The organism is Clostridium sp. (assembly GCF_047718555.1).
Classification (GTDB): Bacteria; Bacillota; Clostridia; order Clostridiales; family Clostridiaceae; genus Clostridium_I.
Map to the genome: position 1 here is coordinate 24,829 of NZ_JBDNRK010000014.1, position 13,750 is coordinate 38,578.

The 13,750-nt window shown below is 30.2% G+C and carries 11 protein-coding genes; 3 read left to right on the plus strand and 8 right to left on the minus strand.

The features are described 5' to 3' along the window. Positions 1 to 7 precede the first annotated feature (7 nt). Together ABF633_RS07785 and ABF633_RS07790 are read right to left on the minus strand one after the other, a co-directional pair. Positions 8 to 796 (minus strand): short-chain-enoyl-CoA hydratase, encoded by a 789-nt coding sequence (locus tag ABF633_RS07785; protein WP_415523100.1) that lies wholly within the window; start codon positions 794 to 796, stop codon positions 8 to 10. Positions 797 to 1,288: 492 nt separating this feature from the next. Continuing rightward, positions 1,289 to 1,921 carry a redox-sensing transcriptional repressor Rex gene (locus ABF633_RS07790; protein ID WP_415523101.1) on the minus strand — a complete coding sequence of 211 codons (633 nt, stop codon included), beginning with the start codon at positions 1,919 to 1,921 and terminating at the stop codon, positions 1,289 to 1,291. Between the two features lie 184 nt (positions 1,922 to 2,105). Between ABF633_RS07790 and abc-f the strand changes: the two genes are divergently transcribed. Beyond that, positions 2,106 to 4,019 carry a ribosomal protection-like ABC-F family protein gene (abc-f, locus tag ABF633_RS07795; protein WP_415523102.1) on the plus strand — a complete coding sequence of 638 codons (1,914 nt, stop codon included), beginning with the start codon at positions 2,106 to 2,108 and terminating at the stop codon, positions 4,017 to 4,019. Positions 4,020 to 4,236: 217 nt separating this feature from the next. On the opposite strand, the gene ABF633_RS07800 is transcribed toward abc-f, so the two are convergent. Together ABF633_RS07800 and ABF633_RS07805 are read right to left on the minus strand one after the other, a co-directional pair. After that, positions 4,237 to 5,007, minus strand: coding sequence for a LytR/AlgR family response regulator transcription factor (locus ABF633_RS07800; protein WP_415523103.1), 771 nt, complete (start codon positions 5,005 to 5,007; stop codon positions 4,237 to 4,239). Beyond that, positions 5,000 to 6,688, minus strand: coding sequence for a LytS/YhcK type 5TM receptor domain-containing protein (locus ABF633_RS07805; RefSeq protein WP_415523104.1), 1,689 nt, complete (start codon positions 6,686 to 6,688; stop codon positions 5,000 to 5,002). The genes ABF633_RS07800 and ABF633_RS07805 overlap by 8 nt, the downstream gene beginning before the upstream one ends. Before the next feature lie 347 nt (positions 6,689 to 7,035). Between ABF633_RS07805 and ABF633_RS07810 the strand changes: the two genes are divergently transcribed. Then, positions 7,036 to 8,874, plus strand: a complete 1,839-nt coding sequence (locus ABF633_RS07810) for a carbon starvation protein A (RefSeq protein WP_415523105.1) — start codon at positions 7,036 to 7,038, stop codon at positions 8,872 to 8,874. Between the two features lie 244 nt (positions 8,875 to 9,118). On the opposite strand, the gene ABF633_RS07815 is transcribed toward ABF633_RS07810, so the two are convergent. The 4 genes from ABF633_RS07815 to ABF633_RS07830 all read right to left on the minus strand — a co-directional run bounded on the left by ABF633_RS07815 (position 9,119) and on the right by ABF633_RS07830 (position 12,782). Next, complete coding sequence (locus ABF633_RS07815) at positions 9,119 to 9,454, minus strand: single-stranded DNA-binding protein (protein WP_415523106.1); 336 nt, start codon at positions 9,452 to 9,454, stop codon at positions 9,119 to 9,121. Between the two features lie 387 nt (positions 9,455 to 9,841). Continuing rightward, positions 9,842 to 10,675: a YitT family protein gene (locus tag ABF633_RS07820; RefSeq protein ID WP_415523145.1), complete on the minus strand. Its 834-nt coding sequence runs from the start codon at positions 10,673 to 10,675 to the stop codon at positions 9,842 to 9,844. Positions 10,676 to 10,970: 295 nt separating this feature from the next. After that, positions 10,971 to 11,993 (minus strand): tRNA (adenosine(37)-N6)-threonylcarbamoyltransferase complex transferase subunit TsaD, encoded by a 1,023-nt coding sequence (gene tsaD / locus ABF633_RS07825; protein WP_415523107.1) that lies wholly within the window; start codon positions 11,991 to 11,993, stop codon positions 10,971 to 10,973. A 75-nt stretch (positions 11,994 to 12,068) separates the two neighbouring features. Further along, positions 12,069 to 12,782: a nuclease-related domain-containing protein gene (locus ABF633_RS07830; protein WP_415523108.1), complete on the minus strand. Its 714-nt coding sequence runs from the start codon at positions 12,780 to 12,782 to the stop codon at positions 12,069 to 12,071. Between the two features lie 336 nt (positions 12,783 to 13,118). On the opposite strand from ABF633_RS07830, the gene ABF633_RS07835 reads away from it, so the two are divergent. Then, positions 13,119 to 13,742 (plus strand): RusA family crossover junction endodeoxyribonuclease, encoded by a 624-nt coding sequence (locus ABF633_RS07835; protein ID WP_415523109.1) that lies wholly within the window; start codon positions 13,119 to 13,121, stop codon positions 13,740 to 13,742. Positions 13,743 to 13,750 lie beyond the last annotated feature (8 nt).

A 13,750-nucleotide genomic window follows, 5' to 3' on the forward strand; every position in this document is an offset into this window, starting at 1 on the left:
TACCTCCTTATTTGTTCTTAAAATTACCTGTTAAATATTTTTTATCATTTAAAAATGTATTCATACCTTCTTTTTGATCTTCAGTAGAGAAAGTTGCTCCAAAGACTTCTGATTCAAAAGAAAGTGCTGTATCTATATCAGTCTGAAGTCCCTTGTTTATAGCTACCTTGCTAAGCTTAACAGCTATTGGTGCATTATTTGCAATAGTATTAGCTAATGCTTTTGCTTCTTCTAACAATGCTTCTGGCTCAACAACTTTATTTACTAATCCAAGTCTGTACGCTTCTTCTGCATTAATTATCTTTCCTGTAAATATAAGCTCTTTAGCAGCTCCTATTCCTATTACTCTTGCAAGTCTTTGAGTTCCACCAAAGCCTGGTGTTATTCCAAGACTTACTTCTGGTTGACCAAATTTAGCCTTAGTTGAAGCTAATCTTATGTCAGCAGACAAAGCAAGTTCATTGCCTCCACCAAGTGTAAAACCATTTAGTGCTGCTATTACTGGCTTTTCAAGGCTTTCCAATCTTCTGAATACCTTATTACCTAGTATTCCAAATTTCCTACCTTCTATTACGTTTTTGTCTTTCATTTCAGATATGTCTGCTCCAGCTACGAAGGATTTTCCTGCTCCAGTTAGTACTACTGCTAAAACTTCATCATCTTTTTCAATTTCATCAATTACATAATCAAGCTCAGTTAATGTTTCGCTGTTTAAAGCATTAAGAGCTTTTGGTCTGTTAATTGTAACTAAGGCAATTTTTCCTTCCTTTTCAAGGATAATATTTTTTAATTCCATGCCTAATCCTCCCACAATTTTAATTCCTTGTTAATATTCTAACAAGGAAAATTAAAAACATACTATTTATTGCTTCAATTTTTATTATATACTGAAACTAATTAGTTTTCAATAAAAATTGAATAATAAAAAATTATTTATTGTTTGCTATCATTTATAAGAATTAAAACTTTAAAATGGGCATTTTATTGCGTTACTCTTGTATGAGTGCAAACAAAAATACAATAGTTTTAAAAATTTATTCTTAAAACTATTGATTTCACATAAACTTATTCAGTTGCTATGACATGCCTTAATATATATTTTTCTATTTTAATTAAATAATTTTTTAACATATTTTTTACAGTCTACTATTGATTTTATTGAAATTAATTGTAAAATAACTACTTTAATTTTAATATTTTTACAAATAAGCAAAATTAACTATTATAATGCGCATAAGAAATTTTGCTTATTTATTAAAATTTACTTACCTGCACCTCAAATGATATATTACATTTCTCCGTTCATTAGGCAAGTTAATGTAAGTAGACTTTCACTAAGATGTACATTTTCTATCATAACATCATCAGGAGCTATTAAATCCACTGGTGCAAAATTCCAAATTCCTTTCACACCATTTCTCACTAGAATATCACACACACTTTGTGCATTCTTAGGCGGAACAGAAATGGTGGCTATATCTGTAGGATTTTTTTGTAAAAAAGGTTCTAAGCAATCAATATCTTGTATTTCCACATCTCTTATCTTAAGTCCAAATAATTTTGGATTTATATCAAATATTGCGTTCATTTTAAATCCCATTTTTTGAAAATTCAGGTAATTTGCTATAGCTTGACCAATATTTCCAGCACCTACTATTATAGTTTCATATTCTTTTGTAATCCCAAGTATCTTACAAATTTGATAATGCAAATCTTTCACATTATATCCATAGCCTTGTTGTCCAAAATCACCAAAGCAATTTAAATCTTGTCTTATTTGAGAAGCAGTAAAACCTATTTTCTCACTTAATTCTTTAGACGAAATTCTATCTACTTCATTATTAACTAGCTCATTTAAATATCTATGATACTTAGGTAATCTTTTTATTACTGCCATAGATATATTTTTTTTCTTTTCCAACTGCTGCACCCCTTATATCTCAAAAATATATACTTATTCTATTTTACCACATATCAATAATTTTACACTTATTTTTTAATAAAAAATTAACATAGCTTTATAAAATTTAAATTATACTACAAATTTTCGCATTAAAATAGTAAAATATATAATTATACTTAATATATAAGGCTGGTGATTAATTATGATAGTTTTGAGTACAAGAAATATAACTAAAAGTTATGGCATAGATGTGATTTTAGAGGATGTAACCTTTACTATAAATGAAAGTGAAAAAGTAGGCCTTATTGGCGCAAATGGTGCTGGAAAATCTACTTTGTTTAAAATTTTAACAAACCAACTAGAACAGGATAGTGGAGAATTATTTATAGAAAAAAATAAAAAATTAGGTTATCTTTCTCAACATTTATCTCTACATGATTCTTCTACAATATTTGAAGAACTTCTATCAGTTTTTAAAGAATTATTAAACATGGAAAAAAAATTAAGCGAACTAGAAATTAAAATGAATGAGCCCTATAATGCTGAAAATGAGGATTACCATAGTAAGGTAATTAAAGATTACACTACTTTATCAGAATTATATGATACCAAGGGTGGTTATACCTATAAGGGCGAAATAAATAGAGTTCTAAAGGGTCTAGGTTTTTCAGAAAATGATTATAATAAACCCATAAATCTTTTGAGTGGAGGCCAAAAAACTAGAACAGCTCTCTGTAAACTTCTACTTACAAAACCTGATATTCTGCTCTTAGACGAACCTACAAACCACCTTGATTTAGAAGCTATTGAATGGCTTGAACAATATCTTATTGCCTACAAAGGTACTGTTATTTTAATATCTCATGATAGATATTTTTTAGATGCCATTACAGAAAAAACTTTAGAAATGATATCAGGACACATAAATGCTTATGCTGGCAATTACACCGAGGCTTTGGAACTAAAAAAGAAAAATTATGAAGTTCAGTTAAAAGCTTATAAACTGCAGCAATCTGAAATAAAAAGACAGGAAGAAGTAATTGAAAGGTATCGTTCCTTTAATAGAGAAAAAAGTATAAAGGCTGCTGAAAGCAGACAAAAAGCTCTAGATAAAATTGAACGAATAAAAGCTCCAGACAAAGATGGTAAAGCCTCGCGAATACAATTTGAAACTTTAATTAAAAGTGGTAACGATGTGCTGCATATTGAGAGACTGGCTAAAAGTTTTGGTGAAAAAAAACTCTTTGAATCCCTGAATATAGATATGAAACGTGGAGAGAAAACGGCTCTCATTGGTGAAAATGGCAGAGGTAAGACTACACTTTTTAATATATTGCTAGATAATATTAAAAGTGACGCAGGCATAAAAGTTTTAGGTAAAAATGTATTTATAGGTTATTATGATCAGGAACAATCCAATTTAAATGATGAAAAAACTATTATTGATGAAGTATGGGATGATTTCCCGAATATGACTACCACAGAAGTTAGAAATGCATTGGCTGCCTTTCTATTTGTAGGTGATGATGTCTTTAAGAAAATATGCAATCTCAGCGGCGGTGAAAAATGTAGAATTAACCTTCTTAAATTAATGTTATCAAAAAGTAATTTTCTTCTTTTGGATGAACCTACAAATCATCTAGATATAGTATCCCGTGAAGCCCTAGAAGAAGCTCTTTTAGGCTATGATGGCACTGTGCTAGTAATTTCTCATGACAGATATTTTTTAAACAAAGTTGTGTCTAAAATATATGAGCTTCAAATCCATGGAGTAAAAGAATATTTAGGAAACTACACCTATTACATAGAAAAAAAGAAGAATCCTACCAGATTTGAAGAAGAAGAAAAAGTTTCAGGTAAAACAAAAACTCAAATAAATCTTGAGAAAAAGAAAAAAAGGGATGAGGAAAAATTACTTAAAGCAGAAAAACAAAAAATTAAAGACATAGAAGCTTCCATTTTGGAGACTGAAACTTCAATAGAAGAACTTCAAAATAGTTTATGCCGTGAAGAAATATATTCTGATTCAGAAAAAATGAAGGAAATAAATACTAAAATAACTAATTTCCAAAAAGATCTAGAAAAACTCTATGAACAATGGGATGATATGACATAGCATTGATAATTAAAATTTAGTGAAGGAGAATTTTTAATTTCTGCTTCACTAAGGCACATTCAAATAAATAACTAGTCAGTATGCTAGTCTATTTTGAATCCTACTGCGTCAACAGAACCCTCAGATAGCTCACTATCTTCGGAACCTGTTTCCTTGTATCATTCAAAATATCCGTCGCATCTTTGACTTATTATTTATTTTCATATGCCTAATCAAGTTAAATTTCAAAATATTCTTTTAGCTTCTTTACATTATTTCTACTTATAGGTATTTCAGATTTTTGCTGGTCATCCATAACTAATTTATAAGTTCCATTAAACCATGAGTAGAATTCTTTTACATTGTCCATATTTACGATGTAGCTTCTATGACATCTAAAAAAATTAGTCTTCTCCTCTATCTGACATAAATTATATCCAACCACATACCTGTCATTCTTGACTTTTACATAGGTTTTATCATCTTCTATATAACAATAATAAATATCTTTTAAATCTACCAATATTATCTTCCCTTTTCTATCACAGGGTATCTTTTTTACTATTTTTTTATCTTTATCTATTTTATCTATTATCTTATTTAACATGTTGGGTATTTTTTCAGTTTCTATTTTTGTTTTACTCCATTTATCTACAAGTCTATTTATAGTAATATTTATTCGTCTATCCACAAAAGGCTTAAGCACGTAATCAAGGGCATAGATTTCAAAGGCTTTTACTGCATATTCTTCATAAGCAGTAACAAATATTATATCAATAGAATCATTGAATTCCTTTACATTTTGGGCCACTTCAATTCCACTTTTTACTGGCATATTTATATCCAAAAAAACTGCATTAGGCTTTTCTCTTTTTATAATTTCTATTCCACTTTTACCATCATAAGCAATTCCCACAACATCTACAGATTTATTTTTTGATATTATATAATTTAATTCTTCAGCGGCAGGTATTTCATCCTCTATAATTACACATTTAATTTTATCCATTTACTGACAAAACCTCCTCTATGGGTATAGTAAAACTAATTTTAGTTCCTTTATTAAAAGATGTTTCTATACTCAATCCATACTCTTCACCATATAGCAATTTCAATCTTTCATTTACATTTTTAAGCCCTATTCCAGGCCAGTTGAGCAATACTTCCTTTAGTCTATCTTCATTCATTCCTACACCGGTATCCTTTACATAAAACTTTATCTCATTTTTTTCCGAAAATGCCTTTAGATATATACTTCCTCCTTCTGGTTTAGGCAATATTCCATGCTTCACTGCATTTTCTACAATAGGCTGAAGTATAAATGAGGGCATCTTCATGTTCATTATTGATTCCGGTATATCAATAATAAGTTTTAATCTATTTCCAAACCTGGCTTCTTCAATAGAAAAGTAAGATTGAACAAACTCCACTTCCTCCCTTAAAGTTACAAAATCCTCTTGCCTCTTTAAGGTTTTTCTAAAATAATTAGATAAATCTATTATAAGTTCTCTAGCCTTTAAAGGGTTTGTCCTACAAAATGATGCTATAGTATTCAATGCATTAAATAAAAAATGTGGTTCTATTTGAGCTCTTAATACTCTAAATTTCGCCGTAGATGCTTCTTCCGCCAATTTATTTAATTTATATAATTCTATTTGATTTGATAAAAGGTCACTAAGCTCCTCTGCAAATTGTAGAAAATAAGTAGTTATATTCTTTTTAGATTTTAATCCAAGTCCAAGTACTCCTTCAAATCCTGAATTTGATATATTAAATGTGGTACATGTAAAAAACATGTTACCCAATTTTATGACTTTGGAATGCGGAAATTTACAATATTCGTTCAAAAAATTTTTTATGCTTTTTTCATCTATATCTTCACCAACACAATTTAAAAATCCATCTTTATTTCCTATAAATATTCCATCTATATTTGTCATTTCATATATTATTTTAGAAATATTTTTTCCGGTTTCAATATTAAGCCCATCTTTCCTCATATATTCCAGAGTATTCTGAGCTATATTTAAAGCTTTTTGAGCTTCTATTGCCCCAATTCTATCACATTCTTCTTTAGCATTTTTTATTATACTTATAAAAATAATTGTACCCAAAGAATTTATAATTATCATTGGCACAGCTATAATCTTAACTAGCTGCAATGCCATTGAAACAGGTCTAGAAAATATTAAAATTACAATCATCTGAATGCATTCCGAAATTAATGCTGCTGCACAGGCATATTTTATATTTAAATTTGTATTTTTTAATTTCTTTCCTATAATTCCACTTACAATTCCCTCCATTACAGTAGCAATTCCACAGGCCAGTGCTGTAAACCCGCCTAAAAAATATCTATGTGTCCCTGAAATAAATCCAACTATACTTCCCACTACAGGTCCATAGATATATCCAGATACTATTGGAGCTATTGGCCTTGTATTGGCTATTGCATCATACATACCCAAATACCCAGTAGATATATTAGTTTTATTCATTTCATAAGGTCCTACATCTATTCCTGTATAATTACCTATAACCCCTAAAATACTAAAAAATATAACCATTAAAATCTTATTCCTAATTTTAAAATTGTTACTAATTAACCTTTTTAAAACCCTTGATTGATTATAAATATATGCAAACAGTACAATAAGTGCCATATTCTCAAGCAATTGAATATATATCAAATTATCAACTCCTTTAAACCTATCAATTCATCTAGGTATGTATCGCTGTTATCTCCAACTTTTTAGAAGGTGGAGTGTTACATCTACTAGTCGTCGGATAAAAATGTACATGTACATTTTTACGCAAAAATTTTCTTAACAATTAAATTATATAACAAAATTTAATACATTGTTAACATTTTTTAATGCCAATTAGATGTGAATTTCGACTATTCATCCTCCTTTTTTATCACTTTGGAAGATATAAGTATGAAAATTTATCAACCCAAATTATAATTGTTGTGTAAACGTTTTTAAAAATTAACTTATAATTTTACTATTACTCAATTTTAAGAGGAGGTCTTTATATGAATTCTATAGTACTTGTAATCATAGGAGCTTTAGTATTAGCCCTTGGCTACAGATTTTACGGATGCTGGATAGCAGCAAAAGTTTTAGTTCTAGATGGTAATAGAGAAGTTCCAGCTAAAAAATTTGAAGATGGACATGACTATTTACCTACAAACAAATGGGTACTTCTAGGTCAGCATTTTGCTGCAATCGCTGGTGCAGGACCACTTATAGGACCTGTTTTAGCTGCCCAATTTGGATACCTTCCAGGTACACTTTGGATTTTAATTGGTGGTGTACTAGCTGGTGGAGTACATGATATGGTTATACTATTTGCTTCTGTTAGGCAAGATGGTCAGACCATTGCAGAAATTGCCAGAAAAAATCTAGGGGGAAGAATGGGATTAATTACTTCTGTTTCAGTTATATTTATATTGATAATAACTATGGCTGGACTTGGACTCCCAATAGTAAATTCTCTTGCCAGCAGTCCTTGGGGAAGTTTTACTGTAGGTTTCACTATTCCTGCATCAATATTTATAGGTATTTATCTTAAATTTATACGACCTGGTAAGATTGGAGAGGCTACTATAATAGGTATGGCACTTATAATGGTTGGAGTAATTCTTGGACCAACTATACAGCATTCAGCTATTGCTCCATTTTTTACTTTTAATGTAAAACAGATATCACTTATACTTGCTATATATGGATTTTGCGGAGCTGTCCTTCCTGTTTGGCTATTGTTATTGCCAAGAGGCTATTTGAGTACTTATATGAAAGTTGGAGTTATGTTAATGCTTGTACTTGGAATCATATTTGTAAGACCAACAATTCAAATGCCCGCTATGACACAATTTGTAAATGGCGGCGGGCCTATAGTCCCCGGTAAAGTATTCCCATTTATATTTATAACCATAGCCTGTGGTGCATTGTCCGGCTTTCATTCCCTAATAAGTACAGGTACTTCACCTAAACTCATTGCAAATGAAAAACATGTACTTGCTGTTGGATATGGCTCCATGGTTATAGAATCTTTTATAGCATTAATAGCGTTGATAGCTGCAACCTGCCTTCCAACTGCTGATTACTTTGCTATAAATTCTGCACCAGCTTTATTTGCAAAACTTGGCATGATACCAAAAGAGCTTCCTATGCTGTCACAATTGGTTGGAGAAAATTTAGCTGGAAGACCTGGCGGATCAGTTTCTCTTGCAGTAGGTATGTCCTATGTATTTTATAAAATTCCTGGTTTAAGTGCATTGATGTCCTACTGGTATCACTTCTGTATAATGTTTGAAGCATTATTCATACTAACAACTATAGATTCAGGTACCAGAATAGGAAGATATTTATTTCAAGATCTATTCGGAAAAATTTATACACCTTTTAAAAAACAGGATTCCTGGTTTAATATAATATTCTTCAGTCTGCTTATGACTTTCTGTTGGGGATATCTATTATATACAGGGAATATATCTACCATATGGCCGCTATTTGGTGTAGCAAATCAAAGTTTGGCAGCTATAACTTTTGCCATAGGTACTTCAGTGCTTATAAGAATGAGAAAGAAAAAATATATACCTATTACAATATTACCAATGGCACTCATAAGTGTTGCAACTTTAACAGCTTCAATTGAAAATATAACGGGCAATTATATACCGAATCACAAAACTACACTCACAATATTATCTATAATACTTATAGTTATACTGGTAGTTATACTTTATGAAAGTATTAAACATTGGATTTCCGATTTAAAATCTGGAAATTATAATGTACCAAAAGAAAATACTACAAATCCTATTAAAAGCAAAGAAAACACTACAGATCCCATTAAAGGCTTTAACTAATTAAAAACAAAAGATTAAATATATGAAAAACACTATGAAATCCAATCAAAATCATTTGAATTTCATAGTGTTTCTTTTACAATTATGAATGAATCTTACTTAAAGTATTACAGCGGCTAGTCATCGAATAAATCTAAGTTAAAACATCAGCTCACTTTAAATAATAACAGGCTTAATACTAACAATAGCTCAGCGAATTATTGTTCAATTAAATTTCAAAATTTATTTGTCATAACGCAGTCTATTAGACAGCATCTTCTTTTTTAGAATCCAAGAATAATACTTCTTCACCAACTACTTCTGTTACATATTTTTTATTACCCTCTTTTGTGTCATAACTCCTTATTTGAAGCCTTCCACTAATGCTGATAAGTCTTCCCTTTTTCATATAGTTACACACCAATTCAGCTGTCTTGCCCCAAACTACCACTGGTACAAAGTCCGCTTCTCTTTCCCCTTTTGAGTTTACGAAATTTCTATTTACTGCTATGGTAAAATTACTTACTTCCTTGCCATTTGATTCAATATGTTTTAATTCTGGATCCCTTACTAATCTTCCTACTAATAAAACCTTATTCACACTTTTCCCTCCACAATATTTAAATTAGGCATCCTCAAGAAAATATACTAGTCTATTTCTTTGAAGGTGCCTTAATATCTACATTATGGACACATTTTAAATTCATATACAATTAATACAATATTTTTATTATATTAATTGTAATTATCATAATCTTTACAAAGTTAAACACCTTTGAGCATTTTTTAATTTATTACTTTTACTTTTTTGAAGCAAGTTCTTAATTCAGGTGGGGATTCTTTTACCCCATCTGAATTTTAGAACTGCAAATGCATGGCTTACTTGGCGTTGAACTCCCGCTTGAAGAAAAGCAGAGAACCAAAATCTTCGATTTTGTGTGAATCGCTTTCACAGAGTGCGTGGGAGACTTACGCCAAGTTAGTCAGGTTAAAATATATTCTTAAATCCTTTGCCTTGAACTTCTGAGGCATCCAGGATTGATATAAACGCTCTTGGATCTATCTTGTTTACTATATGCTTTAACTTTGGAACTTGGGTCAATGAAACTACACAATATATTACTTTAATCTTATGTTTAGTATAGTATCCCTCTGCATAAAAAAGAGTAGAGGATCTATTAAGATCTACTTTAATCCTCTCATTTATCTCTTCTTCCTTTTCTGTTATGATAAAGAGTAGTTTTTTTCTATTAAAACCTTTAATAAATTTATCTACGGTATAAGAAACTATATACATAGACATTAAGGTATAAAGTCCCTTTTCCAATCCAAAAAATGCAGATCCAATAGCTATAATTATTAAATTTATAATAAAATTTATTTTTCCCACATCATAATCATATTTTTTTCTCATTATTACAGATATTATATCAGCTCCAGCCAGTGAACCATGATTACTAAATATTATCCCCATAGCTGCTCCCTGAAGAACTCCTCCATATATACCTGACAATAAAATATCCTTTAAATGAAAATAATAAGATACATTCTTAGTTATTATTAAAAAAATAGATTGGGCTACAGTACCAAATATAGTCAATACCGTAAATTGCTTATCAACTTCCCTTATACTCAGTATAAACAGGGGTATATTTAACAATATTATAAAATATCCTGCTGGAATTCCGCTAAGATATTGTATGATAAGAGAAATGCCGCCTATACCACCACTTAAGAGTTTAAATGGTATAAAAAACATATTCACTGCTATTGCAGAAATAAAGCTACCTAACAATATTAAAGCTAACCTTTTAACTGTCATAAGCTGGCTTCTTTCCAAAATCTCTCCTCCATCTCTTTAAATAAAAATAATTAGTTCATTCTATATGGCATTACTGTACAAAAACGTTCCGTTAATCACAATTATTAGATTTTTTATATAAACAGAATTCTTGGCATCAGGTGGAGTTTTTATTCCATCTGATGCTTAGAAGTCGTTATCCAGGGACATAGCCACTCTTTACTCCCACTTTGAAGAAGATGGGAGTATTAGAGTGGGTAGCCATCGGATAAAATGAATTCTATAGCTTTAAGTTATATATGTTGCAGATTTTACGTTATCTTTCACCTAATTTTAAATTTGGTACTGCATTGAAATCCAATGGGGAAGTGGCTCCTTTAATGTATTCAAAATATGCCGCACTTCCTATCATAGCAGCATTGTCTGTACATAATACCGGTTCTGGAAACAATACATCAATATTTTGCTTATTTCCCTCAGTTATCATGGCCTTTCTAAGAGCAGAATTTGATGCTACCCCTCCTGCAATGGCAATCTTATCTACTTTTTTTATAGAACAGGCTTTCATTGCATTTGCAACTAAAAAATCTACTACTGCCTTCTGAAAAGATGCCGCTACATCAGCTCTATTTATTTCTTCTCCTTTCATCTCCATCTTATTCAAATAATTAAGTACTGCTGATTTTAATCCGCTAAAGGAAAAATCTAGAGACTCCTCATGAAAATTTGCTCTTGGAAATTTAATTGCATTTTCATTTCCCTCTTTAGAAAGTTTATCTATTTTAGGTCCGCCTGGATATCCAAGTCCTATAGCCCTTGCAACTTTATCATAAGCTTCTCCTGCTGCGTCATCTCTTGTTTGACCCATTACTTCAAATTTACCGTGATCCTTCATATACACTATAAAAGTGTGGCCACCAGATACTACTAGACAGACAAAAGGAGGTTTTAAATCCTTATACTGAATAAAATTTGCACTTATATGACCTTCTATATGATTTACTCCAATAAGTGGTTTACCTAATGAATAGGCAAGGCCCTTTGCATATTGCACTCCTACTAAAAGTGCACCAACTAGCCCCGGACCATAGGTAACTCCTATGGCATCTATATCTTTAAAGTCAACTTCTGCTTCTTTTAGAGCCTTATCCACTACTTCACTAATTACCTCAATATGTTTTCGCGATGCAACTTCTGGTACAACTCCTCCAAATTTAGTATGCACAGCTATTTGTGATGAAATTATATTTGATAATACTGTTCTTCCATTCACTACTATAGATGCTGAAGTTTCATCGCAGCTGCTCTCTATAGCTAGTATCTTTATCTCACTATTCATGCTTATTAACCTCTCCTAGTATCTTAATATATTTATTTAATTATTCCAAGCTTTAATACTCTTACGTATGTAAAATTATGATATCTGCTTATCTATGATATTTTCTATCCTTCTTAATTTATCATCACTTATAAAAATTTCTCTTTTACTATTTATAAAATCAATTAATTTATCTGATTTAAATACAGGTGTAAACTGAAGCTGAATTTTTAAATTTGTATCCTTATTTGAACTAAAGGTAACCACAGAATAAACTGGTGTATTCATAAAATCCGAATGCCTTAAAATATTTTTTACTGCATTTACATGACCTCTGGATTGCTTACAGGGGTTATAAAATTTCTTTTCAGATTTCTTTCCTCCTTGCATAACCTTTATATGTGTCCACTCTTTATCATCTTCTTTACCAGTAATCATACCCTTCATATTCTTCGTTTCAATACAAAATATTCCATAAGGCGATAGCACCAAATGGTCTATCTGGGCACCCTTTTCTTTTCCACCAATTACAATATCATTATATACTATATATTTATTATTAAGAGTAGCTAATAATTCTGCTATGTCTTTTTCACCTTGAATTCCATATTTATACAGCTTTCTTTCCCTTGAAAAATGAACAATTATTAAAAGAGCTATTAAAATAATTACTGCTGATAGGTATATATTTCTAAAAAAAGCATAAATAGGTATAGCTGATATACACATTAGTATGCCAAAAAATTTCATCATTAGACTATTATTGCTTTTTTTGTTTAAAGACCTCTCTTTATTTTTTACTATTGCCACGAAAATCCCCCCCTAAAAACTTATCTATTCTGTATCTATAGCAAATAACTAATAAATTTTACTTAGTTAAAGTTCATACTTATTCCTCTACCCTTTTATGAGCATTTAATATTATACCTCTTATTCATCAGATAAAATTATAACCTACATAAAAAATTTTTTCATCTATGTTATAAAAATTTAATTTTTGTACTACGAACATATATTCTTATAAGTATATAAATATGTTATAATATTTAATATAATTTTATTTTACAAATAGGACATATAAAATAGAGCAGCATATTGAATAGCTATTTATTTAGAATATGCCAAAATACATACGAGGAGCAGCTAATGAAAAATTGTTATGCCAAAATCATAGTGAAGGGGTCTCCCATTTCAAAATCCAATTTTAAATTATTTAATATCCAAGGTAGAGCTATTCTACCTTTTAATTCTGGTAAATATCATGATAGATATGCTTTATACGAAGAAGAAATAGCCTACTCAGCAAGATTACAAAACCCAAATGTAATTTTATCAGAAGCTTTAATTGCAGTTTTAAAGGTCTATTATAAAAGCATGAAAAGGCATCCAGATACAAACAATATTACTAAAAGTATATTTGACGGAATTGAAAAAAGCGGTCTAATAGTAAATGATGCTCAAATAAGAAGGCTTGTAATTGAAGAATTTTACGATGCTGAAAATCCTAGATTTGAATTAGAATTGTTTGGCGAAAGCAGTTATTTTGTAAATTATGCTATAATGAAAAAAGATATAGTTGATGATCCAATTAATTATTCTCCTCCTCCTAATAAAAAGAACCCCACAAAGCATATTGAAAATAGTAAAAAAATATCTTCTGGAAAAACTATATGTGCTATATGTAATAAAGAAATAAAATCCTGTGATGCTATTTCTGCAAATAAGGGTAAAATAATGCTATGTAGATCCTGCTTTAAAAAATTATTCTAAAAGGAGTA